The sequence below is a fragment of the Brevundimonas sanguinis genome (assembly GCF_029636725.1).
Taxonomy (GTDB): domain Bacteria; phylum Pseudomonadota; class Alphaproteobacteria; order Caulobacterales; family Caulobacteraceae; genus Brevundimonas; species Brevundimonas sanguinis.
In genome coordinates this window covers 1,249,518-1,274,586 of sequence record NZ_CP116770.1, presented here as the reverse complement: position 1 = coordinate 1,274,586, position 25,069 = coordinate 1,249,518, and the positions used below count along the sequence as shown (strand labels likewise).

At 67.2% G+C, this 25,069-nt stretch carries 20 protein-coding genes; 8 read left to right on the top strand and 12 right to left on the bottom strand.

Annotated features, from left to right (window positions below; translation table 11 throughout):
- Window positions 1–31: 31 nt before the first annotated feature.
- The 5 genes from PIB44_RS06475 to petA form a co-directional block, all read right to left on the bottom strand.
- Entirely contained in the window at window positions 32–1,636 is a 1,605-nt protein-coding gene (locus PIB44_RS06475) for a M28 family peptidase (RefSeq protein WP_278070793.1), read from the bottom strand.
- A 106-nt stretch (window positions 1,637–1,742) separates the two neighbouring features.
- Window positions 1,743–3,392, bottom strand: a complete 1,650-nt coding sequence (locus PIB44_RS06470; RefSeq protein WP_278070792.1) for a M28 family metallopeptidase — start codon at window positions 3,390–3,392, stop codon at window positions 1,743–1,745.
- A gap of 143 nt (window positions 3,393–3,535) precedes the next feature.
- Window positions 3,536–4,411: a cytochrome c1 gene (locus PIB44_RS06465; RefSeq protein WP_025978099.1), complete on the bottom strand. Its 876-nt coding sequence runs from the start codon at window positions 4,409–4,411 to the stop codon at window positions 3,536–3,538.
- A 5-nt stretch (window positions 4,412–4,416) separates the two neighbouring features.
- Window positions 4,417–5,715 carry a cytochrome b gene (locus PIB44_RS06460; protein WP_025978100.1) on the bottom strand — a complete coding sequence of 433 codons (1,299 nt, stop codon included), beginning with the start codon at window positions 5,713–5,715 and terminating at the stop codon, window positions 4,417–4,419.
- Between the two features lie 17 nt (window positions 5,716–5,732).
- Window positions 5,733–6,287 (bottom strand): ubiquinol-cytochrome c reductase iron-sulfur subunit, encoded by a 555-nt coding sequence (gene petA, locus PIB44_RS06455; RefSeq protein ID WP_025978101.1) that lies wholly within the window; start codon window positions 6,285–6,287, stop codon window positions 5,733–5,735.
- A 195-nt stretch (window positions 6,288–6,482) separates the two neighbouring features.
- Here petA and PIB44_RS06450 point away from each other — a divergent pair, with 195 nt between their 5' ends.
- The gene (locus tag PIB44_RS06450) at window positions 6,483–6,938 is read left to right on the top strand and encodes a tRNA (cytidine(34)-2'-O)-methyltransferase (protein ID WP_278070791.1); all 456 of its coding nucleotides are present in this window, start codon (window positions 6,483–6,485) and stop codon (window positions 6,936–6,938) included.
- Window positions 6,939–6,990: 52 nt separating this feature from the next.
- On the opposite strand, the gene PIB44_RS06445 is transcribed toward PIB44_RS06450, so the two are convergent.
- The gene (locus PIB44_RS06445; protein WP_278070790.1) at window positions 6,991–8,277 is read right to left on the bottom strand and encodes a dipeptidase; all 1,287 of its coding nucleotides are present in this window, start codon (window positions 8,275–8,277) and stop codon (window positions 6,991–6,993) included.
- A gap of 250 nt (window positions 8,278–8,527) precedes the next feature.
- Here PIB44_RS06445 and hemF point away from each other — a divergent pair, with 250 nt between their 5' ends.
- Entirely contained in the window at window positions 8,528–9,382 is an 855-nt protein-coding gene (gene hemF, locus PIB44_RS06440) for an oxygen-dependent coproporphyrinogen oxidase (protein ID WP_376787738.1), read from the top strand.
- A gap of 10 nt (window positions 9,383–9,392) precedes the next feature.
- Here the strand turns inward: hemF and PIB44_RS06435 are convergent, their stop codons facing one another.
- Window positions 9,393–11,894, bottom strand: a complete 2,502-nt coding sequence (locus PIB44_RS06435) for a hybrid sensor histidine kinase/response regulator (RefSeq protein WP_278070788.1) — start codon at window positions 11,892–11,894, stop codon at window positions 9,393–9,395.
- Window positions 11,895–11,982: 88 nt separating this feature from the next.
- Window positions 11,983–12,699 (bottom strand): type 1 glutamine amidotransferase, encoded by a 717-nt coding sequence (locus PIB44_RS06430; protein WP_278070787.1) that lies wholly within the window; start codon window positions 12,697–12,699, stop codon window positions 11,983–11,985.
- Window positions 12,700–12,791: 92 nt separating this feature from the next.
- Between PIB44_RS06430 and PIB44_RS06425 the strand changes: the two genes are divergently transcribed.
- The gene (locus PIB44_RS06425; protein WP_278070786.1) at window positions 12,792–13,100 is read left to right on the top strand and encodes an antibiotic biosynthesis monooxygenase family protein; all 309 of its coding nucleotides are present in this window, start codon (window positions 12,792–12,794) and stop codon (window positions 13,098–13,100) included.
- Here the strand turns inward: PIB44_RS06425 and rlmJ are convergent.
- Window positions 13,097–13,918 (bottom strand): 23S rRNA (adenine(2030)-N(6))-methyltransferase RlmJ, encoded by an 822-nt coding sequence (gene rlmJ, locus PIB44_RS06420; RefSeq protein ID WP_278070785.1) that lies wholly within the window; start codon window positions 13,916–13,918, stop codon window positions 13,097–13,099. The two genes, PIB44_RS06425 and rlmJ, sit on opposite strands and share 4 nt — an antisense overlap.
- Window positions 13,919–14,134: 216 nt before the next feature.
- On the opposite strand from rlmJ, the gene PIB44_RS06415 reads away from it, so the two are divergent.
- On the top strand, window positions 14,135–15,136 hold the full coding sequence (locus PIB44_RS06415) for a DNA topoisomerase IB (RefSeq protein WP_278070784.1): 1,002 nt from the start codon (window positions 14,135–14,137) through the stop codon (window positions 15,134–15,136).
- A gap of 16 nt (window positions 15,137–15,152) precedes the next feature.
- Here PIB44_RS06415 and tdh read toward each other — a convergent pair whose 3' ends face one another.
- The gene (gene tdh / locus PIB44_RS06410; protein WP_025978110.1) at window positions 15,153–16,199 is read right to left on the bottom strand and encodes an L-threonine 3-dehydrogenase; all 1,047 of its coding nucleotides are present in this window, start codon (window positions 16,197–16,199) and stop codon (window positions 15,153–15,155) included.
- Window positions 16,200–16,418: 219 nt separating this feature from the next.
- Between tdh and xrtH the strand changes: the two genes are divergently transcribed.
- Both xrtH and PIB44_RS06400 read left to right on the top strand, forming a co-directional pair.
- Complete coding sequence (gene xrtH / locus PIB44_RS06405; RefSeq protein WP_278070783.1) at window positions 16,419–16,952, top strand: exosortase H; 534 nt, start codon at window positions 16,419–16,421, stop codon at window positions 16,950–16,952.
- Window positions 16,952–17,602 carry an exosortase H-associated membrane protein gene (locus tag PIB44_RS06400; RefSeq protein ID WP_278070782.1) on the top strand — a complete coding sequence of 217 codons (651 nt, stop codon included), beginning with the start codon at window positions 16,952–16,954 and terminating at the stop codon, window positions 17,600–17,602. Before xrtH ends, PIB44_RS06400 begins: the two co-directional genes overlap by 1 nt.
- A 24-nt stretch (window positions 17,603–17,626) precedes the next feature.
- Here PIB44_RS06400 and PIB44_RS06395 read toward each other — a convergent pair whose 3' ends face one another.
- Together PIB44_RS06395 and PIB44_RS06390 are read right to left on the bottom strand one after the other, a co-directional pair.
- Complete coding sequence (locus tag PIB44_RS06395; protein ID WP_278070781.1) at window positions 17,627–18,817, bottom strand: glycine C-acetyltransferase; 1,191 nt, start codon at window positions 18,815–18,817, stop codon at window positions 17,627–17,629.
- Window positions 18,818–18,868: 51 nt separating this feature from the next.
- On the bottom strand, window positions 18,869–19,759 hold the full coding sequence (locus PIB44_RS06390) for a DUF4232 domain-containing protein (RefSeq protein WP_278070780.1): 891 nt from the start codon (window positions 19,757–19,759) through the stop codon (window positions 18,869–18,871).
- Window positions 19,760–19,904: 145 nt separating this feature from the next.
- Here PIB44_RS06390 and PIB44_RS06385 point away from each other — a divergent pair, with 145 nt between their 5' ends.
- Window positions 19,905–22,031: a TonB-dependent receptor domain-containing protein gene (locus PIB44_RS06385; RefSeq protein ID WP_278070779.1), complete on the top strand. Its 2,127-nt coding sequence runs from the start codon at window positions 19,905–19,907 to the stop codon at window positions 22,029–22,031.
- A gap of 234 nt (window positions 22,032–22,265) precedes the next feature.
- Window positions 22,266–25,049: a TonB-dependent receptor gene (locus PIB44_RS06380; protein WP_278070778.1), complete on the top strand. Its 2,784-nt coding sequence runs from the start codon at window positions 22,266–22,268 to the stop codon at window positions 25,047–25,049.
- Window positions 25,050–25,069 lie beyond the last annotated feature (20 nt).

The window sequence follows — 25,069 nt, the reverse complement described above, 5'->3', positions numbered from 1 at the left end:
GAGGGCCTTTCTTCTTGCGCGTAAGCCGCCTCTAGCGCCGCGCGGCAGCGCTGCGGTCGCGGACCTGACCAAACTCCGACGTCGGCTTCCAGGTCGGCCACTCGTCGCCGTTGGCGAGCTCTAGACCCAGGCGATACAGCAGGGTCAGATTCTCAACCGCCGAGCGCAGATCCCAGTCCGCCGACCATTCGTCGCTGGGACGGTGATAGTCGGCGCCGAACTTGGCCTTCCACGCCGCCAGTCCCGCCTCGCGCCCGCCCTCGACCCAGTCCACGCCGTGCCAGGGCATCAGCGCCGGGACGCCCGCACGAGCGAAGGGGAAGTGGTCGGAGCGATAGTAGAAGTTCTGCTCCGGCTGGCCGTCGTCGGAGACGTAGCGCCCCTCCTTCTCGGCCAGGGCCTGCAGGTCGTCCTCAAGGCTGTTCTGCCCCTTGCCGAAGATCGGCATGTCCTTCGTCGGGCCGCTGAGAGGCAGCATGTCGATATTGATGTCGGCCACCGTCGTCTCCAGCGGATAGACCGGATCGGCGACATAGGCGTAGGCGCCCAGCAGGCCCATTTCCTCCGCCGCCATATGGGCGAAGACGATGCTGCGTTTGGGCGTCGGGGCGGCCTTCAGCTGACGCGCCATCTCCACCACGCCGATGGTGCCCGAGGCGTTGTCCCAGGCGCCGTTGAAGATCTTGTCGTCGCCGGCGGCGTTCTCATTGACGCCGACATGGTCCCAGTGGGCCGAATAGATGATGGCCTCGTTCGGGCGCTCGCTGCCGGTGATGCGAGCCAGCAGATTGTGGGTGCGCAGGATTTCGACCGTCTCCTCGGCCGAGGCGGTGATCCGCACATCCAGCGGGAAGGCGCGGAAATCGCCGGTCTGGAGCCGGGGCTTCAACGTCGCAAGATTGACGCCCATTTCGGCCGCGATATCACGGTTGACCGCGCCGCTGAGCGTCAGTTCGGCCGAACCGGGTGTCAGGGTGCGGGTGCGCGTCGCCCCGCCCGTTTCGCGGCGCCAGGCGGCGGCGCCCGCGTCGCCGTCGATCACCGTCAGCACCGCGACCGCGCCGCGCCGCTTGGCCTCGTCGGCCTTATAGGCGGCGGACTGGTAGTTGGTGGCGTAGGGACCGTTGAACAGTTCGCCGTCAGGCTCGCCCGCCACGACCAGAACGACCGCCCCCGTCACATCCAGATCGCCATAGTCGTCCCAGCCCCGCTCGGGCGCATGGATACCGTAACCGGCGAAGACGACGGGTGCGTTCGCCACCCCACCGGCCGCCGCATCGTTCATCGCGCGCAGGGTGAAGTCCGTGCCCGCGATCAGGGCTCGCCCCTGAGACGTCGCGCCAGACCAGGTCAGCGTCGGCTGCCCCTTGGGCGTCAGCCGCTTCAGGTCGATGACCTGCAACCATTGGCCGTCAGGACCGCCCGGCTCCATCCCCATGGCTTCATACTGAGCCTGCAGCCAGTCCAGCGTCTTCTTCTCGCCCTCAGTGCCCGGATAGCGGCCCTGGAAATCGTCGGCGCTGATGATGCGGATCTCATCCGACAGGCGCTGGGCCGAAAAGTCCTGAGCCGAGACCGCGCCTGCAACCAGCAGCAGGGCGGCGGCGGCGACGCCGCGAATGAAGCGGTGGTGCATGGCGATTCCCTTCAGCCTCCCCCACGAGGCCCGTTTTGATAGTCATAGGGCGGCCTCTTGCGAGGCCGCCCCTTACATTTTCGTCATGTTCGTCTCGAAAGACGGATCAACGGCGCTGAGCGGCGCTCTTGGCGCGTTCGGGACCGAACTCCGAACCGGCCTTCCATTCGGGCCAGTCGCGGCTGTTGGCCAGGTCCTGACCGACCTTGAACATGACCTCCAGGTCCTGAAGCATGCCGGCGTAGTCCCAATCGGCCTCCCACTCGTCCGCCGCCTGGTGATAGCGGTTGGCGCGATAGTCGGCGGCCCTGGCCTGGCGCGGCTCGATCGGCGCATCGACGAAATCGCCGGTCGAGGACAGATAGGCCATCGGCACGCCCTTCTTGGCCAGCGGGAAGTGATCCGAGCGGAAGTAGATGCCCGCTGCGGCCCCAGCATCGCCGACGAAACCGCGTCCCTGCGCCGCCGCCGCCGCAATCACCGGCTCATCCAGCTCCGAATGACCGTAGCCGGTGACGCCCAGCTTGTTCATCCGGCCGAACACGGCCGTGGAATCGATGTTGAAGCCGCCGACGGTCTTCTCGAGCGGATACAGCGGATTGGCGGCGTAGAATTCCGACCCCAGCAGGCCGCTCTCTTCTCCGGTGAAGCTGATCATGACGATGGTGCGTTCCGGCTTCGATCCGGCCGCCCACTGACGCGCCAGTTCCAGCAGGCCCGCCGTGCCCGACGCGTTGTCGATGGCGCCGTTGAAGATGCGGTCGCCGTTGGCGTCCGGCTCGCCCATGCCGATGTGGTCCCAGTGGCCGGTGTAGAGGATGGTCTCGTCCGGGTGGGTAGAGCCTTCCAGCTTGGCCACGACGTTGTGGGTGACGATGCGATCGGTGGCGACGTCGAAGCTGGCGTCGACCGTCGCGCCCTTCAGCTCAACCGGCTGGAAGTCGCGGCTGCGCGCCTTGATCTTCTCCTGCTCGAAATCAAGCCCGGCGCGGCGGAACAGGTCAACGGCCAGATCCCGCTGGATCCAGCCCTCCATCGCCACGCGCTCAGACGCCGGATCAGCGCGCACGATGTCGAACTGCGGCACGCCCCAGGAGTTGGCGACCGTGGTCCAGCCGTAGGACGCCGGCTTGGTCTCGTGCACGATCAGCACGCCCGCAGCGCCCTGACGCGCGGCTTCCTCGAACTTGTAGGTCCAGCGGCCGTAGTAGGTCATGGCCTCGCCGCCGAAGGTGTTCAGCGACGGGTCTTCAAAGTCGGCGTCGTTGACCAGGACGACGACGACCTTGCCCCGCACGTCGGTCTTGAAGTCGTTCCAATCACGCTCGGGCGCGCTGATGCCGTAGCCGACGAAGACAATCTGCTTGTCCTTCAGGTCGACCGCAGCGCCCGGCAGGCGTGTCGTCATGGTGACTTCCTGACCCTGCGTCAGCGACTGGCTCCAGTCGCCCAGCTTCAGCCGCCCCGCCACGTTGGAAACGGCGAAACGGTTCAGCCCGACCGCCTGGGTCCAGCCGCCGTTCTCGCCGCCCGGCGCGAAGCCAGCGGCGGCGTACTGGCGGCTCAGATAGTCGATGACCTTCTGCTCGGCCGGGGTGGCGATGCCGCGCCCCTCGAAGCTGTCATCCGACAGGACGCGGATGTCTTCGGAAATGCGCGCGGCGTCGAAGGCGGGCGTGGTCTGGGCCTGGGCGGCGGCGGACGCGCCCAGAGCGGCGGCGAACGCCAGAACGGCGACGGAAGACGAGATACGCATACAGGTTCACCCCTCGAAGAATTCGATGACGGGACCGTAGTCAGCCGGACCGCGGGTGTCGACCGCCGACAGGCGCCAACCGGCCATGAAAAAACCCGCCGGATCGCTCCGGCGGGTTCGTTTCGATCTGACGCGCGCGGCTCTTAGTGAGCGACGCCCTTCCAGATGCGGCGGTAGCTGGCGTAGGTCACGCCCGCGAAGGCCAGCAGGAAGATCAGCACGCCGAAGCCCATCTGCTTCCGCTCGACCATCTTCGGCTCGGAAGTCCAGGCGATGAAGGCGGCGACGTCCTTGGACATCTGGTCCACGGTCGCCTCGGTGCCGTCGTCATAGGTGACCTGACCGGCGCTCAGCGGCGGCGGCATGGCGATGAAGCCGCCCTTGGGCACCTCGCCCTTGCCGGTCCAGAACGGCGTCATGTCGCCGGCCATATAGGGGTTGTAGTGCTGGGTCTCGGTCATCTTCAGACCCGCCGGCGGAGCCGAATAGCCCGACAGCAGCGAGTAGATGTAGTTGGCGCCGTCGTGACGGGCCTTGGCCATGACCGACAGGTCCGGCGGCATGGCGCCGCCGTTGGCCGCAGCCGCCGCCGTCGCATTCGGATAGGGGTTGGGGAAGCGGTCGGCCGTGGTGGCGTCACGCATCAGGGCCTCGCCCGTTTCCGAGTCGATGTCAGCAACCTGGATTTCCTTGGCCAGAGCCTTCACGACCGGGTTGTCGTTCGGGTTCGGATACTTAGGGTTCCAGAACGGCCCGTGCTTGTCGCCCAGGTTACGGAAGTGCACCAGGTCCATGCCGTGGCAGGAGGCGCAGACCTCCTTGTAGACCTTGTAGCCGCGCTGCAGCTGGCCTTGGTCGAAGGTGCCGAACGGCCCGGCAAAGCTGAAGCCGCCGTCGCGCGGATGCTTGGCGCCCCCGGCGGCCATCGCCGGAGCGGCGATGGCGACCAGGCCGACAGCGGCCGTCACAGAGACAAGGATCTTGCGGAAGGACACGGTCTTTTTCTCGTTGCTCATCATCGCGCTCACGCCTTCTCGGCTGCGGTCGACGGGAGCACGGGCTCCGAGATCGTCGCCGGGATCGGCAGCGGCTTCTCACGCAGGCCGATGACCGGCATCAGCACCAGGAAGAAGACGAAGTAGTAGGCCGTGAACAGGCGGGTCAGCCACAGGTAGGAGTTCAGCTGGCCGTCGATCAGGTTGAAGCTGGGCATGCCCGGCACGACCGGGGCGTCCGGCAGTTGCGCGCCGCACCAGCCCAGACCGAAGCAGACGAACAGGAAGATGATGAAGAAGGTCTTCATCGTCGGGCGGTAGCGCATCGAGCGCACCTTGGACGTATCCAGCCACGGCAGGACGAACAGGACGCCGATCGCCGCGAACATGGCCACCACGCCGCCGAACTTGTCGGGGATGGCGCGCAGGATCGCGTAGAAGGGCAGCATGTACCACTCAGGCACGATGTGGGCCGGGGTCTGCAGCGGGTTGGCCGGGATGTAGTTGTCGGCGTGGCCCAGGGCGTTCGGCTGATAGAAGACGAAGACCGCGAACAGGATCAGGAACAGGATGATCGCGAAGCCGTCCTTGACCGTGAAGTACGGGTGGAAGGGCAGCGTGTCCTTGGCCTGACGGTCCTTCGGGATCAGGATGCCGACCGGGTTGTTCTGACCGGCGGCGTGCAGGGCCCACAGGTGCAGCACCACGCAGCCGGCGATGACGAACGGCAGCAGGTAGTGCAGCGAGAAGAAGCGATTCAGCGTCGCGTTGTCGATCGCCGGGCCGCCGCGCAGCCAGATCAGGATCGGCTCGCCGACGACCGGAATGGCGCCGATCAGGTTGGTGATGACCTCAGCGCCCCAGAAGGACATCTGGCCCCACGGCAGAACGTAGCCGAGGAAGGCGGTGGCGATCATCAGGAAGAAGATCACGCAGCCGACGATCCAGATCATCTCGCGCGGCGCCTTGTAGGAGCCGTAGTAGAGACCGCGCAGCATGTGCAGGTACACGGCGATGAAGAACATCGACGCGCCGTTGGCGTGCACATAACGGATCAGCCAGCCGCCGTTAACGTCGCGCATGATGCGCTCGACCGAGGCGAAGGCCATGTCGACGTGCGGGGTGTAGTGCATGGCCAGGACGATGCCGGTGATGATCTGGGTCATCAGGCAGAGCGCCAGGATGCCGCCGAAGGTCCACCAGTAGTTCAGGTTCTTCGGGGTCGGCAGGTTCGCATAGTCCATGCCGAAACGGATGATCGGCAGGCGCGTGTCCATCCACCGCTCAACAGCGGTTTTCGGGACATAGGTGGATTCGTGATCGCTCATGGTTCCTCTGTCCGTCCTCAGCCGATCTTCACGCGGGTGTCGGACATGTATTCGTAGTTCGGCACGATCAGGTTCAGCGGCGCCGGGCCCTTACGGATACGCCCCGAGGCGTCATAGTGCGAACCGTGGCACGGGCAGAACCAGCCGCCGTACTCGCCGGCGTTGAAGGTCGGCACGCAGCCCAGGTGGGTGCACGAGCCGATGACCACGAGATACTTCTCGTGACCGGCCTTGGTGCGCTCGGCGTCGGTCTCGGGAGGGGAGCCGACGGCGCCCTCGTCGATGACCTTGGTCAGCTCGGCCGGAGTGCGATAGCGCACGAAGACCGGCTTGCCCTGCCACTTGATGACGACCTGCTGGCCTTCTTGAACCTTGGTCAGATCGAATTCGATCGACGCCAGGGCCAGGGTGTCAGCCGCCGGATTCATCTGGTTGATCAGCGGCCACGCCACCATCACGCCAGCGCCGGCCGCAGCCGCACCTGCCGCAATGTGGATGAAGTCGCGGCGGGTGGCGTCGCCACCCCCGTGTTGGCCGTCAGGCCCGTCAGCATTCACGACCGATTCGGCCACGCGTTTCACCTCTGCATCGCCGGTCGTCCGCCCCAAGATGGAACGTCAACCGAATGGAACCCTTTGTGCGAAGGCAAACCCCTGCCCGTCCGGCCCTGGTTTCGGCTGCTTCAGACAAGTCGCGAAAGCGATTTGCGAAACAGTCGCAACAAAAGCCGCGACAAGGCCCCGCCCCGCGCGTATGAGGGCCTTAGAATGCGTCTCGCCCTTTTTCAACCTGACATCCCCCATAATGTCGGCGCCTGCATCCGTCTGAGCGCCTGTTTTGGCGTGGAATTGCACGTCATCGAGCCCACGAGCTTTAATTTCGACGATCGGGCGATGAAGCGGGCGGCGCTGGATTACGGACCCCTGTCCCATATGACGCGCCATGCCGACTGGGAGACTTTCCAGCGCGACCGCGCGCCGGGTCGTCTGGTGCTGTTCACGACGCGCGCGGCCGAGCCGCTGACGGATTTCGTGTTCCAACCCGACGACGTCCTGCTGTTCGGCAAGGAGAGCGCCGGGTCGCCCGACTACGTCCACGCGGCGGCCGATGCGCGAATCTATATTCCGATCCGGCCGGAAGCCCGGTCGCTGAACCTGTCCGTCAGCGCCGGGATCGGCCTGCATGAGGCGTTGAGGCAGATGCATGGCTTGCCGAGACGATAAACGCCACGTCTCTCCCTCCCCATGAAGGGGAGGGAAAAGTCAGAGTGCGGTTTTACTCCGGCGCGCCGTCGTCCGGCAGTTTGGCCAGGCTGGGCCGCTCAGCCCGCTTGGACTCAGCCACCCGCTCCACCGCCCGCATGACGCGCAGCAGGTTCTCGCCCGAGATCTTGCGGATATCCGCCTCGCTCCAGCCGCGGCGCATCAGTTCGGCCAGCAGGCGCGGATAGCCATCCACGCCCTCCAGCCCGACCGGCAGGCTGTCCACCCCGTCATAGTCGCCGCCCAGGCCCACATGGTCGATGCCGGCCACGTCGCGAACGTGCTGGATGTGAGCGATGACGTCCTCCATCGTCGCCTTGGGCGCCGGGTTGGCGGCGTTCCAGGCGTCCATGCCCGCCTTCACCGCAGCGGGATCGCCGGGGTTGAGAGCACTGAGCCGCGTCATCTCAGCGGCGCGCGCCGCGCCCGAGGCCCGCACGGCCTCGCTGATGAAGCCCGGTACGAAGGTCACCATCACGATGCCGCCGTTGCCCGCCATCTGGCGCAGCACCGCGTCCGGCACATTGCGCGGATGGGCCGTCACCGCCCGCGCCGAGGAGTGGGAGAAGATCACCGGCGCCGAAGACACCCGGATCGCATCGACCATCGTGTCTTCGGACACGTGGCTGAGGTCGACCATCATGCCCAGACGATTCATCTCCCGGACCACGTCCTCGCCGAAGGCGTTCAGGCCGTTCCATTTGGGGGCGTCGGTGCCGCTGTCGGCCCAGGTGGTGCTCTTGGAGTGGGTCAGCGTCATGTAGCGCGCGCCCGAATCATAGAACTCGCGCAGCAGGCCCAAGGAATCGTCGATGGAATAGCCGCCCTCCATGCCGATCAGGCTGGCGATCTTGCCCGCGCGGTGGATGCGGACCAGGTCATCGGCGGTCGTGGCGATCTCGAAGGTCTCGGGATAGGCGGCGGCGATGCGCTTGACGGTGTCGATCTGCTCGAAGGTGGCCTTGGCGGCCTCGACCGGCGCCATGCTGGCCGGGACGTAGACCGACCAGAACTGACCGCCCACGCCCCCGGCGCGCAGACGCGGAATATCCGTATGCAGGCGCGTCGAGCCCGACAGATTCGCATTCAGATCAACGCCGTGCGGGTCATTCCCGAAGCCCTGGCGCAAGGCCCACGGCAGGTCGTTGTGCCCGTCGATCAAGGGCGTGCGCTTTAGAATCTGCATCACCCGCGCCTCTTGCGGCTGGGTTTGAGCCAGAGCCGGTGCCGCCAGGACGGCGATGGAGGCGGCGGCCAGCAGACTGGCGCGCAGTCTGGCGTTCAGGGCGATGCGGATCATGGGTTCCCCTCTTTGATACTTGGCCCGCCCGGGCGCCCTCGGCGCTGCTTCTTGCGGGTGCGGCAGGCTGGCACAGCCGGACCGCAGAGGGAACCGTTCGTATACCGCCTTACGCCAGCGGATTGTGATCTGGATCAAGGCCCCCTGCCCCCGCCTGCGGCATCAGGCTGTCGTCCGCGCACCCCGCCGGACTGTTCAGAAAGGCCGCGTCATGGTTGAAGCCCTCATGATCCAAGCTGACCCCGCCCTGATGATTGAGCGCCGCGAGCGCGCCCGCGTCTGGTTCGAGACCCTGCGCGACAAGATCCACGCCGGTTTCGAGGCGCTGGAAGACGCCGCCCCCGCCGAACTGTTCGCTGGAGACGCCGGCCGCTTCGTCCGCACGCCCTGGGATCGCCCCGAAGGCGGCGGCGGCGTCATGGGCATGATGAGCGGCCGCCTGTTTGAAAAGGTAGGCGTCCACTGCTCGACCGTTCACGGAACCTTCCCCGCCGACTACGCCAAGAAGGTGCCGGGGGCAGAGGAAGACCCGCGCTTCTACGCCACCGGCATCAGCCTGATCTGCCACCCGGTCAGCCCGCGCGTGCCCGCCGTGCATATGAACACCCGGCTGATCTCCACGACGAAGACCTGGTTCGGCGGCGGCGGCGACCTGACGCCCGTGCTGGACGCGGACCGGCGCGACGACCACCCCGACACCGTCGACTTCCACGCCGCCATGAAGGGCGCCTGCGACGCCTTCGATCCGGCCTGGCACGCCAAATACAAGCAGTGGTGCGACGAATATTTCTTCCTGCCGCACCGCAACGAGCCGCGCGGCACCGGCGGCATCTTCTACGACCACCACGACAGCGGCGACTGGGAGAAGGACTTCGCCTTCACCCAGATGGTCGGCGAGGCCTTCCTGAAGGTCTATTCAGAGATCGTCGCCCGCCGGATGCACGAGCCCTGGACCGACGCGGAGCGCGAGGAACAGCTGATCCGTCGCGGCCGCTACGTCGAGTTCAACCTGCTCTACGATCGCGGGACGATGTTCGGCCTTAAGACCGGCGGCAATGTCGACGCCATCCTCAGTTCCATGCCGCCCGTGGTGAAGTGGCCCTGATCCGCACGGATCAGGCCGGAACCTGATCCGCCTCCTGCATGACGGCCGCCTCGATCGCCTGGGTCAGGGCGGTCACGGTCAGGGGCTTGGTCAGGTGGCCGTCAGCGCCCGCCGCCCGCCCGGCCTCGACGTGCTCCCTCAGCGCATTGGCGGTCAGCATCAGCACGGGCGTGCGCGTCGCATCCGTCGCCCGCTCATGCTCGCGGATGGCGGCGGTCGCGGTGAGGCCGTCCATGACCGGCATCTGCATGTCCATCAGCACCAGATCGAACCCGCCCTGTCTGAAGGCCTCCAGCGCCTCGGCGCCGTTCTCGACGCTGACCAGATCGACGGGCATGGCCTCCAGCATGACCTGAACGACCAGACGGTTGGCCGGGTGATCGTCCGCCAACAGGATCTTCAGGCGCTCATGGCGCGCGATGGGTCGCGCGGCGGGGGCAACAGTCTGGACCTCAGCCTCAAGCGCAGGCGGCAGAGACAGTTCGAACCAGAACCGCGCGCCTCCGTCCGTCGGCGATTCGCAATCCAGACGCCCGCCCATCAGCCGCACCAGATCGGCCGAAATCGCCAGCCCCAGGCCGCTGCCCCCGAACCGGCGGGTGATCGATCCATCCGCCTGCTGAAAGCGATGGAAAATGCGCTGCTTGAACTCTTCGTCGAAGCCGATCCCCGTATCCGAAACCACGAACGAAGCCCGCCCCTCCGCGGCGCGGCGCGCTTCAAGCCGCACCTGACCGGTTTCGGTGAACTTCACGGCGTTGCTGACCAGGTTGGTCAACACCTGCCGCAGGCGCACCGCGTCGCCGATGAAGGCGGCGTCGAGATCGGGGTCCAGCTCCAGCGTGAGCGCGACGTCCTTCTGCATGGCCATCGGCGTCCATAAGGCCATGATCTCCCGCAGCATGACGCCCAGATGGAAGGGCGCCGGGTCCAGCCTGATCTCTCCGGTCTCAACCCGAACCGTGTCGAGAATATCCGACAGCAACCGCTCCAGAGTGACGCCGGACGACCGGATGATGTCGACCAGTTCGCGGTCCTTGGGCGCCAGGTCCCGCCGCGACAGCACGTCGGTCATCGCCACGACGCCGTTCAGTGGCGTGCGAATTTCATGGCTCATATTGGCCAGGAATTCGCTCTTGGCCTGATTGGCCTCTTCGGCCCGGCGCTGGGCGGCGCGCAGACGCCGCGACTGGCGCCGCTGCCAGATGACGACGAACAGGGCTGACAGAACGAACAGCAGGCCGATGCCCATGATCCAGTTCTGGCCCCGGATGACCGCGCGCTGAAGCTGGGTATTGGCGCGCGCGGTCTGGAGCTGGCGACGACGCTCGGCCAACTGTTCCTGCATGTCGCCGGTGACCTGATGGATGCCGGCGCTGAAGCGCTGCGCCGCTTGCACGGCGCGGCGCTGTTCATAGTCGCGCAGCACGTCAAAAGCCTCGGCCGTGCGCCCGGACGCCCTCAACACCTCCGCCTCCACCAGGCGTTCGCGCGGGTCGACGATACCTTCCGGGGCCAGCTGGCGCAGCCGTTCAAGATCACGCCGTGCGCCTTCGATGTCTCCCATCCGCGCCCGCGCCACGCCGCGTAGGGGCAGGATGTCGAGCGCCAGGAAGGCCTTGCGGTCGATCAGAGCCTCATGAGGCGCCAGACATTGCAGAATCCTGGCCGATGACTGACGCATATCGGCCACCGCAGCGCACAGGGCGGCGTCATAGGCGTGAATGGCCGGGATGCCCGCCCGTTCAGCCAAGCGGTGGTGCGCCGCATAAAAATGCTCGGCGCGCGCGAGGTCGCCGACCTGCACCGACATCCGCGTCAGATTATACAGGCTGTCGAAATCGGGGCGGGGATAGGCCGGATTGGAATAGTCGATCTCAAACCGGCGAAAGGCCGCAGCAGCGCCGGACACGTCGTTGAGCTTCATCAACCCCATGCCGGTCATTTCCCACACCCCGGCGCGGGCGGTGTTGGCGAAGGGATCATGAACCGGGATTTCAGCTTCGACCCCGGCGAGCAGGCGCAGCCCCTCGCCTACCTGATCCTGATCCATGAGCGACAGCGCGAAGAGCCGGGCGGCGTGCGCCTTGACGAACCAGTCGCCGGTCGTCGCCGCCACGCCCCCCATATCAGCGGCGACGGCCAGGTCGCCCTGGTCATAGCGCGCGGTCAGCCTATTCAGCCGCGCGATCTCAAGATAGCGCCGGTCGTCCGCCGCCCTGGCCTGCGCCTCCAGTCGACTGTTCCACAGGGCCGCCCGCTCAAAATCACCCTGATTCAGAAACGTCCAGGCGACGTGATACAGGCGATTACGTCCCTCGCGGTCGTTTCGCTTGAGCGCCTGACGGCCAAAAGCTTCAAGGGCGTCGAAGTTCGTGCGCATCGCCCGCTGCTCGACCGCGCGGGCCAATTCGATCGCCGCCGGGGGCGGCGCCGCCTCGGCCTGTATGGGCGGCTCGGCGACGGCGACCGAGGCCGCCGCAACGCCCGCGAGAACGAAGCCCCTGAACAAAACACGGCGCCTCAACATCTTCCTCCCGCCTGACTTGGGCGTGACAGTGGAGGCGAGATATTGAGCAAGGCTTATCGCCCCGCCGCAATCAGGCCTTATTTTCCTCTGCGTTCGATACGCCCAGATATTTGCGGATCCAAGCGCCCAGTATCGCCCTGTCGTTGGGCTGTTTCAGGCTGGCCTGCGCCTCGTCCACCAGATGCTCGGCGATCCGCCCGCGCCGTCCTTCGGTCAGGGCTGCGGCGAAGGCGGGGTCAAACTCGGGATGGCACTGAAAGCTGATGGCGTCGTCCCCCCAGGCCACGCCAGCATGGGGCGTGAAGGGGCTGGCCGCGATCACTCGCGCATTGTCCGCCAGTGCGATCACCTGGTCCTGGTGCGAGGCGGGAATAGATAAGGTCGCAGCGGGCGGCTGCATCCATGTCTCGTCGCCGGTGACCTCATAGGCATGAAGCCCGACGCCCCAGCCGCGCCCCGACTTTTCGACCCGCCCGCCGAACGCCTGAGCCATGATCTGATGTCCGAAGCAGATGCCGGCCAGACGCGTCCTGCCCCGCGCATCGCGCAGCCACTGCGCCAGCGGCTCGATCCACGGCAGGTCCTCGTAGACGCCCGCCGCCGAGCCGGTGACGATGACTCCGGCGAAGGCCGCAGGGTCATCCGGCAGTTCGCCCGCCTGAACGTCAAAGCGGCGCGTGGCCACCCCGTCGCCCAGCAGCGCGCGGAACTGATCGACATAGTCGCCGTATCGGGCGGCCAGATCCTCTGGCGGTCGCCCGGTCTCAAGAATGGCGATGACGTTCATGCTCGGTTCTCACTCCCGCAGACGCACGATGAAGGAGGCGTCAGCCCCTGGATTGGGGTAGAAGATTAACCAAGGCAATGGGACGAACCGTCATGACCGCTACCGATGATCCGGTCGTGCTGATCAACATCTTCAAGTGCGACCAGCGCCACCTGGACGAACTGATCGAGCGCCTTGCGGCGCTGGCGAAGGTGCAGTCCGAACTGCCCGGCTTTGTCTCGGCGACCCTGCATCGGGGGCTGAACGGCCGCGTCGCCGCCAATCACGCGGTGTGGGCCAGCGCCACAGACTGGAAAGCCATGACGCGCGACCCCCAGGTCGTCGCCGCCATGGGTCCGATCCTGGCCATCGCGACGTTCGAGCCTCACCTCTACGAACCAGGCGAGGTGACGACCCGCTAGCCGGCGCGCCAGATCTCGGCGCGCGCCCCCGCGTCGCCCAGCGCCTGAACCGTCCAGCCGCAGATTTCAGCCGCCGCCGCTTCGGCCCCCGACGGCGCATTGACCACCGTCATCGCGCAGCCGTTCATCTTCATCGGATTGTTCAGCGGCCGCAGACGCGCCTCGGCGACCAGCACCCGCGACAAGCCCGCCTGCTCCAGCCGCCGGATGAAGCCGTCGAACGTCTCCAGGTCCTTCAAAGGCGTCCAGATCGCCACGCACGCCGTCGGGTCAGCGCGCACCACAGCCGCCGCCGTCTCGGCCGAGCGGACATAGTCGTCAGGCCGCTCGAACGGCGGGTCGATCAGCACCAGCGGGCCCTTGACGCCCCTGGCCGCGCGCACCGCCTCTTCATAGCCGTCGCCCGCCTGTCCCTGCGCGTCCGGCCACGCGGAGAGCGCCTCATTGAGCAGGGCCTCAATCGGCGGATTCAACTCAAAGCCGCGATAGGAATCCTCGGCCCGCAGCGCCCGCGCCGTCAGCACCGGCGAGCCCGGATAGAACCGCACGCCGCCTTGAGGATTCAGCGCGGCCACTTCAGCGGCCAGCGCCTCGATCAACGGAGGCCGCGCTTCGGCGGTCATCAGCCGCGCGACCCCGGCCTCGGCCTCGCGCGAACGCTGGGCGTCTCCGGACAGATCATAAAGGCCCGCCCCCGCGTGGGTGTCGAGCACCGTCACCGGCCCCCTGCTCTGGCGATCCTTCAGCAGCCACAGCACCAGGGCGTGCTTGACCAGGTCGGCGAAGTTTCCGGCGTGAAAGCTGTGACGATAGTTCATGCCGCTCCGTCCCTCGCCCGCGCCCTCAGGTCAAGCCATCGGCGCCCCGGTGAAGGAACCGCGTAACGCCGCCGCCGTTGCGATATGCCGCTTGAGAAGAGCCACGATGATCGAACGCCCGGCCCCGCCCGACGACGACCACGCCCCCCGCGCCGCCGCCCGGGCCCTCCTGGCCGTTGGCGGACGACATGGGCGCGGCAGAGTGAAGGTCGGCGCGTGACGCCTTCCTATCCCGCCCCGCCCAAAGGGTTGACCTGGTGCAATGATGACAGCCCGGGCCTGACGCGCCGTCGCTCCGGTCGCGGCTTCTGCTATCGGGATGCGGACGGAGGCCTGATCCGGGACGCCGCCACGCTGGACCGCATCCGCAGCCTGGCCATCCCGCCGGCCTGGACCGATGTCTGGATCTGTCCGCGCGCCACCGGCCATATTCAGGCGACGGGGCGCGATGCGCGCGGGCGCAAGCAGTACCGCTATCATCCCGACTGGACGGCCCATGCCGCAGAGAACAAGTTCGAGCGCCTGCCCGCTTTCGCCCGCGCCCTGCCCCGTCTGCGCAAGCGCGTCGAGGACGATCTGTCCCGGCGCGGCCCGTGCCGGGAAAAGGTGCTGGCCACCGCCGTGCGCCTGCTTGAGATCACCCTGATCCGTGTCGGCAACGCCCAGTATGCGCGCCAGAACCGCTCCTATGGCCTGACCACCCTCAGCAAGCGGCACCTCGAAATGGACGGCGCCGCCCTGACCTTCGCCTTTCGCGGCAAGAGCGGGATCGAACACAGCGTCAGCCTTCGCGACAGGCGCCTCGCCACAGTGGTGCGGGCGCTGCGCGACCTGCCCGGCCAACAGCTGTTCAAGTACCGCGATGCGGACGGCGCCCTGCATCCCGTCACCTCGGACGAGGTCAACGCCTATATCCGCGAGGCGGCGGGAGAGGAGTTTTCAGCCAAGGACTTCCGCACCTGGGCCGGCACGGTGTCCGCCGCCCGCGCTCTGCGCGACACCGAGGCCCCGACCTCGGCCGCCGACGCCAAACGCAAGGTCACGATCTGCATCAAGGCTGTGGCGGGTCTGCTGGGCAATACGCCGACCGTCTGCCGCTCGTCCTACGTCCACCCTGCGGTCGTCGCCCTGTTCGAACAGGGTCGGCTGGCGCAAAGCCTGCCGAAGTCAGAAGCGGCCTCTTTCGAGACCGCCCTGATCAAGCTGCTGGCGGCCTGAACCAGGCCGCCCCGCTTCAGTCGGCCCAGTTCAGGACGACCTTGCCGGACTGGCCCGACTTCATAGCCTCAAAGCCGGCCTCGAAGTCCTGATAGGGCATCTGGTGGGTGATCAGGGGGGTCAGGTCCAGACCAGCCTTCAGCAAGCCCAGCATCTTGCGCCAGGTGGTGAACATCTCACGCCCATAGACGCCCTTGATGGTCAGGGCCTTCAGGATGATCGCGCCCCAGTCCGTCTCCATCGGCTTGGACGGAATACCCAGCATGGCCATGCCGCCGCCCATGATCAGGGTGTCGACGCACTGTTTGAAGGCGATGGGCGAGCCCGACATCTCCAGCGCCACGTCGAAGCCGACCTTCAGGCCCAGCTCGTGCATGACGTCGCGCAGATCTTCCTTGGTCGTGTTCACCGTGCGCACGCCCGGCGCGACCTTTTGCGCAAGTTCCAGGCGGAAGTCATTGATATCCGTCAGAACTACGGTGCGCGCGCCGGCATGACGCGCCACCGCCGCCGCCATCATGCCGATCGGACCGGCCCCGGTGACGATCACATCCTCGCCCAGCAAGTCGAACTGCTGCGCCGTGTGCACGGCGTTCCCGAACGGGTCCAGGATCGAGCCGATCTCATAGGGCACGTCGTCCGGCAGTTCGATGACGTTGAAGGCCGGCGCCACCACGTACTCGGCGAAGGCGCCTTGACGGTTCACGCCGATGCCGCGCGTGTCGGGGTCGAGGTGGAAGTGACCGGCCCGGGCCGCCTCGGAGTTCAGGTCGATGACGTGCCCCTCGGCCGAGACGCGCTGGCCGACCTTGAGGCGGCGATCCACGTCCTTGCCGATGGCGACGATCTCGCCCGAGAATTCATGGCCGGTGATCATCGGCACGGGCACGTTCTTCTGAGACCATTCGTCCCAGTTCCAGATGTGGATGTCGGTGCCGCAGACAGCGGTGCGGTGCACCTTGATCAGCACGTCCTCGTCGCCCGCGACGGGGATGGGGGCGTCGATCAGCTCCAGCCCTTCGGCCGGTTTCGTCTTGGCCAGGGCCTTCATGGTGTCGGTCATGGTGGGTGCTCCCGTTGCTCGGCTTCAGCCGCTAGGCCGCCTTGGCGCCGACCGCAAGCGGTCGAGTGCGAAAAGCATCAACGGCGACGATCCACGAGCACCCGGGATAACAACAGTCGAGCTTAGCTGTCAGACATGCCGTGAATCAGCTAGCTATGACGATCTTACACGCCGATCTCCTATCCGGCGGACCCGTCCACAAGGATCAGTTCGTCGCCCATGCCGCGTTTCCTCAAGTCGCCTGCCGTTCAATATCTGGGCCTGTTCGCCCTGTTGGCCCTCGCCCTGTTCAGCGCCCTGGCGACGCCCTGGGCCGAGAGGCTGTTCGTCCAGCCCTTCACCCAGCTGCTGGTGGATATCTGCGCCGCCGTGCTTCAGCCGTTCGACGGGCGCGTTCAGGCGCAGGGCGACATCCTGCGCTTCAGCGACGGACGCGGCGCCGTTCAGGTGCTGGCCGGCTGCAATGCGGTCGAGGTCTGCGCCCTGCTGACCGCCGCCATCCTGGCCTTTCCGGGGCGGCTGCGCGACGGTGTGATCGGCGCCGTCGTGGGGGTGGGCGCGCTTCAGCTGGTGAACCTGCTGCGGATCATCAGCCTGCTCTATCTCTCGCGCGGGTCGGAATCGCTGTTCGAGTTCTTCCACCACTACGTCTGGGACGCGATGATCGGCCTTGAGGGGCTGCTGGTCTTCTTCTTCTGGACGCGGTGGCAGGGGCGTCAGCCGGCCAAGGCCGCCGCCAAGGAGACTGTCTGATGACCGGCTGGCTGCACACCCTGGGCGCCCGCACGCCGGAAGAGGCCGCACGTCGTCGCTTCGGCCTGTGGTCGCTGGTGATGTTCCTGCTGCTGCTGCCGCCCTGGTGGCTGTGGGGCGCGGACCTGGCCACGGCTGCGCTGCGGCCGCTGGCGAGTTTGGTCTTCCCGATCTTCGGCCTGTCGGGCGAGATCATCACCCGCGCCGATGGCGGCTGGGGCGTCGGCACGCGCCTGACCTCGGACGGCGCGCCGGTGGTTTATGAGGTGGCCCACACCGCCATCCGCCGACTGCTGCTAGGCGTTCCGCTGGCCGTCGCCTTCCTGACGGCGCCTCCGCGCACTGATCGTCCGCTGAGAGCGGCTCTGATCGCGGCGGCGGTTCTGACCGCGCTGTTCCTGCTGTCGCTGGTCTGCCTGATCTGGGGCGAGCTGGCGGCGCAGCTGAACCCCGAACTGGCGCCCCGCAGCGCTGGCGCGCTGTCCTCGCTGGATCAGCCGCCGCTGCATCCGATCGCGGCCCAGGTCGCCATCGTGGGCCGCTATATCGGCATGTCGGTAGCGCCGCTGATCGCCGCCATCCTGCTGTGGGCGGCGCTCAATCCAACAGGCCGGTCGGTTGTCATGGCCGACGACAGCCTGAAGGACTGAACCGGCTCCCTGAGCTTACGGGGGTCAGATGACCCCCAACTCCTTGCCCGCCTGAGTGAAGGCCGCGACGGCGGCGTCGATCTGCTCGAAGGTATGGGCCGCCGACATCTGGGTGCGGATGCGGGCCTGGCCGCGCGGCACCACGGGGAAGCTAAAGCCGATGACGTAGACGCCCAGCTCCAGCAGGCGCGCCGCCATGTCCTGCGCCAGCTTGGCGTCGCCCAGCATGACCGGGATGATCGGGTGCTCGCCCGGCAGCAGGTCGAAGCCCGCTTCGGCCATGGCCGAACGGAACCGCGCGGCGTTGGCGAACAACTGCGTCCGCAGCTTGTCGCCTTCCTCGCCCGCAGCGATGCGGATGGCCTCCAGCGACGAGCCGCACACGGCGGGCGCCAGGGCGTTGGAGAACAGATAGGGCCGCGCGCGCTGCTTCAGCAGTTCCACGACGTTTGAGCGGGCGCAGATGAAGCCGCCCATGGCCCCGCCCAGCGCCTTGCCGAAGGTGCCGGTGACGAAGTCCACCTCGACGCCGCAATGGGCAAACGAGCCCTTGCCCCTGTCGCCCAGGAAGCCGGTCGCGTGGCAGTCGTCGACCATGATCAGGGCCTGATACTGGTCGGCCAGGGCGCGGATCTGATCGATCTTGCCGATGTAGCCGTCCATTGAGAAGGCGCCGTCGGTGGCGATGATGATGTTGCGGGCGCCGGCGGCGCGCGCCTCCTTCAGCTTGGCGTCCAGATCGGCCATGTCTGAGTTGGCGAAGCGGTAGCGCTGAGCCTTCGACAGGCGCACGCCATCGATGATCGAGGCATGGTTCAGGCTGTCCGAGACGATGGCGTCCTCGGCCCCGAACAGAGGCTCGAAGATGCCGCCATTGGCGTCGAAGGCGGCGGCGAACAGGATGGCGTCCTCAAAGCCGAGGTAGTCGGCGATGGCGCGCTCAAGCTCCTTGTGGATTTCGAGCGTGCCGCAGATGAAGCGCACCGACGCCGTGCCCGCTCCCCACTTCTCCTGCGCCTTGATCCCGGCCTGGGTGACGCGCTCGTCGCCGGCCAGGCCCAGATAGTTGTTGGCGCAGAAGTTCAGCACGTCGCGGCCGTTGACGGAGATCACCGGCCCTTGGCGCGAGGCGATCACGCGCTCGGGCTTGGTCAGCCCCTGAACGTCGATATCAGCCAGCTCGGCGGAAACACGGTCGTAGAATGCCTGGTTCATATTATGGGTCATGCTTGCTCCGCTACGCTGAATCTCGGCAGGTTTGAACCCCTAGCCTGCGGCGGGCCCAGGCGCCTGAGCCGAAGCCTCGGCCACGGGGCGCAGGGGGCTGACCTCAACCTGCCCGCCGCACGGCGTGAAGGCCAGCGGCAGGGCGATGGCCGTGGCCGCCCCCGGCGCCGTGACCCGCACCGTCTTGGCCGAAGGACAGGTCGTCTCGCCCTTGTCCTCATGCGGGATGACGGTCCAGGCCAGATCGAACCAGGCGGCCTGTTGCGGACGGATTTCGACCGGCGTCGGCGCGCGCCCTTGCGCGAAATAGTTACCCGGCGTCTGCACCGCCCGAACGCCCGTCAGCAGCCTGCCGTCGCCGTCCAGCAGGCTTACGGACGGATAGCCCGTGACCGTGCAGGCGGTCGCGCCTGTATTCCTCAGCGCCAGAGTGGTCACGCGATGGCCCATGCCCGCATCGCCGCCCTCGACCGCAAGACGCAGGGTCTCGGCGGCGCAGGGCGCGCCGGCGGGCGGCGGCGCCACCGCGGCGACCGGGCGGCTGCAGCGTTCGATAATGACGCCGTCCGCCTGATCTCCCTGCCCTGCGGTCTGGCCCATACGGCTCAGCGTGCCGCTCTCCGTCTCGCCGCGGCTGGCCGTCCACCACTCCAGCCCCTGCCCGGCATAGCGGGCGCCGCTGGCCGAAACGACATTGGTCAGAGCATAGTCCTTGCCGTCGTAGGAGACGCGGGCGGTCTGGGCGTCGGGATAGGCCACCACGACCGTCCTGCCGCTTTCGCAGGCATAGCCGACGGCGGCCGCGTCCTGGCTCGCCGGAGCCTCGATCGGCGAGGTCGGCTCGGCCGGCCTCTCCTGCGAACAACCGGCGGCCAGAATGCCCAGCCCGGCTGTGACGGCGATGGTCTGGAACCCGGCGGATCTGGTCATGGCGGCCCCCTTGAAACAGCGACCCTGCTGCAACGTCGGGGGCTTGTGAAGGCTCCGGCGGGATGAAATCGTCGAGAAGGGCGGTTGCGTAATGATATACTATAACATATCAAGCCTCCCATCATTGTAACGGGGATGCGTGATCATGCGTTTTCAGACCTTCCTACTGACCGCCGCGAGCGCGGCCGCCCTGGCCAGCCTGGGCGCCGCTGCGCCCGCCTTCGCCGAGGATACGCTTCAGCGTCAGTCGCAGGCCGATCCGCATGATCACGCCCCCACAGCTGCTGACGCCTATGAGGTGGACGAGGTCGTGGTGCGCGCCCTGCCCCTGGGCCGCGCGGGCGACGACGTGGGCTCGCACGTCGCCCTGCTGAGCGGCGACGACCTGGTCCACCGGCGCCAATCGACGCTGGGCGACACCCTGAACAGCATTCCCGGCGTCAACTCCGACACCTTCGGCGGCGGGGCCAGCCGCCCGGTGGTGCGCGGCCAGACCTCGCCGCGCGTCAAGGTGCTGAGCGAGGGAGCGGGCCTGATGGACGCCTCTGAAGTCTCGCCCGACCACGCCGTCAGCGGCGAGCCCCTGCTGCTGGAAGGCGTCGAGATTCTGCGCGGCCCGGCGGCCCTGCTTTACGGCGGCGGCGCCATCGGCGGCGCGGTGAACCTGCTGGACAAGAAGATCCCGACCCGCGTCCCGGCCAATGGCGGCGAGGGCGTGGCCGAATACCGTCGCGGCTCGGTCGACAATGAGGAAGCCGGCGTGGTCGGCATGACGGTCGGGGCTGGAAACTTCGCCCTGCGCGTCGAAGCGGCGGCGCGCAAATCGGACGACTACAAGGTTCCCGGCTGGGACGAGCCGCGCCTGGACGGCTCCTACAACGAGACCTCGACGGCGACTCTGGGCGCCTCCTGGATCGGCTCGCGCGGCTACCTGGGCGCGGCCTTCACCGAACAGACCAGCCGCTATGGCCTGTCCGGACACACCCACGAGTACGAGGGCTGCCACCCGCACGGCGACCACCTGCACTGCGGCGGCGGTCACGACCACGGTCACGACGACGATCATGGCCACGGCGACGACGATCACGGACATGAGCATGAAGGCGACCACGACCACGCCGCCCCCGAAGTCCGCCTGAAGAGCCGCCGGGTCGATCTGCGCGGCGAACTGCGCGATCCGCTGCCGGGCATCGAGAACGTGCGCCTGCGCGCCGGCTACACCGACTATGAGCACAGCGAGTTGGAAGAAGGCGTCGTCGCCACCACCTTCACCAACAAGGGCTATGACGGTCGGATCGAGGCCCAGCATCGCGAGATCGCCGGCTTCCGCGGCGTGGTCGGCCTGCAACTGAGCAAGAGCGACTTCGCCGCCGTCGGGGACGAAAGCTATCTGGCGCCCAGCACGACCAAGAACACCGGCCTGTTCGTGATGGAGGAATACGAGATCGGCCTGTGGCACCTGGAAGGCGCGCTGCGTCAGGAATGGCAGGAGGCCTCGGCCCTGGGCCTGCCGGACGTCGAGCACAAGCCCTTCTCCGTCTCAGGCTCGGCGGTGTGGCACTTCACCCCCGGCTGGTCGGGCGCCCTGTCGCTGTCGCGCTCGCAGCGCGCCCCCTCGGCCCAGGAACTTTACGCCGATGGCGTCCACCTGGCGACCAACACCTATGAGATCGGCGACGCGGCCCTGGACGTCGAGACGGCCAATGCGGTCGAACTGACGCTGAGGAAGAACGAAGGCCCCCTGACCGGCTCGATCAGCGCCTATCACTACGTCTATGACGACTACATCTTCGCCCGCACCCTGGACCAGTTCGAGGACTTCCGCCTGATCCGCTACAGCCAGGCCGATGCGACCTTTACCGGCATCGAAGGCGAGCTGACGCAACAGTTCACCCCATGGCTGTCGGGCACGGTCTTCGGCGACTACGTCCAGGGCGAGCTGAAGGGCGACGGCGGGAACCTGCCGCGCATCCCGGCGGCGCGCGCGGGCGTGCGTCTGGCCGCCTTCCAGGGACCGTGGTCGGGCGACGTCGAATACAGCCGCACCTTCAAACAGACCGACATCGCCGCCTTCGAGACCGAGACGCCGGGCTACGACATGGTCAACGCCACAATCGCCTATGACGTGGATCTGGGGCCGGTGCGCTCGCAGATCTTCCTGCGCGGGACCAATCCGCTGGACGAGACGGCGTTCAACCACGCCTCCTTCCTGGCCGAGACGGCGCCCCTGCGCGGGCGCAACCTGACGGTCGGCGTGCGCGCTCGCTTCTAAGGCTCTTCGCCACCGCAAAAAAATAGGGGGCGGGATCCGACGGATTCCGTCCCTTCGTCCGTTGGACCCATGTCGGTTCGGACGGGACTAAGCCTCTTATTACAGGAGTTTAATCCCAGAGGGCGATTGCGCCCACTTTCGGCGCACATCGTTCTCTACCTGGGCCGATGCGGTGGATGAGACAGGGCGTTCGCCGCGAACGTGCCTATTTCCCGGTTGCCTTTAGGACTCGACATGTCGCCAGTCGCTTTGCTGTTCGCCCTCGCCTCCCTGTCTCCTGCCGACACGGCGGCGGCGTCCTCCTCCCCCGCCCAGGCTGCGCCCGCCCAGACCGCAACCCCTGTGCCGCAGGAGGAGATCGACGACGACGCCTATGACCTGGGCACGCTGGAGGTCGTGACGACCGCCCGGCGCGGCGCAGCCTTGGGCGATTACGAGCCGGAACTGGTCCTCGACGAAGAACAGATCAAGGCCTACGGCGCCAGCAGCATTCAGGAGCTGATGACCCTGCTGGAGCCGGTGACGCGCAGTTCGCGCGGCGGCTCGCCGGTCTTCCTGGTCAATGGCCGCCGCATCTCGGGCTTCCGTGAAATTCGCGGCATTCCGCCCGAGGCGATCGAGCGCACCGAAATCCTGCCCGAGGAAACCGCCCTGTCCTACGGCTACAGCGCCGACCAGCGGGTGGTGAACTTCGTGCTCAAGGCCGATTTCCGCTCTCTGACGACGCAGGCCAGCGTGCGCCGGCCCGATCAGGGCGGCCGCACCTCGACCCAGATCGACAACAACGTCCTGCGTATCGCCGGCAAACAGCGCTGGACGCTGGACCTCGGCTATCAGAACGACAGCCCCCTGTTCGAGACCGAACGCAACATCCGCCGCGACGGCGTTCCCTATGACCTGATGGGCAATATCACGGCGCCGGGCGGAGGCGAGATCGATCCCGCCCTGTCCGCCCTTCTGGGCCAGAGCGTGACGACCGCTTCGGTCGGCGCGGGCGCAGGCGGCGGCGCCGGCCTGGGCGACTTCGGCGTGGGGCCGCGCACCGACGACCTGACCGCCTATCGCACCTTGTCGCCCAAGCGCGAGAACAGCTCCATCACCGGCTCGCTGGTGCGTGACCTGAACCAGACCATGTCCCTGACGCTCAGCGGGGAGTTGTCCGATACGACCAGCTTCTCCTATCTGGGCCTGCCGGGCCTCAGCCTCGCCCTGCCCTCGACCAGCCCCTATTCGCCCTTCGCCAGCGATGTGCTGCTGCACCGCTATGTCGATGCGCCGGGCGCCTTGGGACGGAGCAGCGACACCCTGTCGGGTCAGCTGGGATTCCTGGTCGACGGCTATCTGGGCGACTGGCGCTGGACGGTGAACGGCGGCTATGACCGCGCCGAGACCAAAACCCGCACCGGACGCGGCCTCAACGACGACGCGCTTCAGGCCGGAGTGACGGCGGGGACTATCGACCCCTTCGGCGACCTGGGCCAGTTGCCGACCAATCCGTTCGACACCGCCCGCTCCGTCTCCAGCAAGTCCAGCATCGAAGGCGTCATCAACGGCACGGCCTGGGAAGGTCCGGCCGGTTCCCTGACCTCGACCTTCAAGCTCGGCTTCGACAGCCAGTCGCTGGATTCCGAGACCCTGCGCTTCTCCGAACAGGAACAGGCCAGCGTCTTCTCCGAACGCTCCCTGTCGCGTGACCGGACCAGCGCCTCGGGCAACTTCAACATGCCCATCGCCAGCCGCGACCGCGAAGTGCTGGGCGCGCTGGGCAATCTGTCGGCCAATCTGAACCTGGCCTATGAGGACCTGTCCGATTTCGGCGGCCTTTCGGCCTATACGGTCGGGCTGAACTGGTCGCCGTGGGAGCCGGTCAACTTCAACGCCAGTTGGGCCGACGAGCAGAAGGCCCCGTCGATGTCGCAACTGAACGACCCGACGCTGTCGACCCCCAACGTGCCCGTCTATGACTTCGCCACCGGCCAGTCCGTCACCATCACCCGGATCGAGGGCGGCAATCCCAACCTGTCCGAAGAGACCAAGCGCGTCCTGAAGTTCGGGGTCAATCTGACGCCGCTGAAGGACAAGGATCTGCGGTTTACGGCCAACTACACCCGCACGGAAACCGAAGGCTCCATCGCCTCCTTCCCGACCATCACGCCGGAACTGGAAGCCGCCCTGCCCGAGCGCTTTACCCGCGATCCGGACGGCAATCTGCTGTCAATCGACGCTCGGCCGCTGAACTTCCAGAAGGCCGAGCAGCAGGAAATCCGCTGGGGCCTGAACTTCTCCACCGCCTTCGGCAAGCCGGACCCGGCGGCCATGGCCCGGATGAACGCACGCAGCGGCGGCGGTCCCGGAGGCGGAAGCGGCGGCCGCAGCGGCGGCGCGCCGACCGTCATGCGGGTCGAGGGCGGTCCCCCGCCGGGCGGGTCTCCCGGCGCGGGCGGCCCTCCTCCGGCGGGAGCAATGCGGATGCAGGTCGGCGGGCCGGGCGGCCCAGGCGGTCGTGGTCGCGGCGGCGGCATGATGCCGGGCCAGGGCCGGTTCAACGTCTCGCTGTATCACACCTATCGCATCCAGGATGAGATCACGATCCGCGACGGCCTGCCGGTGCTCGACCTGCTGGACGGCGCCGCCATCGGCGCGCGCGGCGGCCAGTCCCGCAACGAAGTCCAGTTGCAGATGGGCGTCTTCAAGAGCGGCATGGGCGGCTTCCTGAACGCCAACTGGAAGGAATCCACCCGCATCAACGGCGGCGCCTCGCCCGACGACGACCTCAGCTTCTCGGACCTGACGACGGTGAACCTGAACCTGTTCGCTGACCTGTCGTCGCGCGAAAACCTGGTCTCGCGCTATCCGTGGCTGAAGGGGACGCGCGTCAGCCTCGGCGTCGAGAACATCTTCGACCAACGGCTGGACGTGCGCGACGGCCTGGGCGAGACGCCGCTGTCGTACCAGCCCGACTACCTCGACCCGCTGGGCCGGACGTTCCGGATCAGCCTACGGAAGATCTTGTACTGAGCCTTGTCCTCACCCACCGT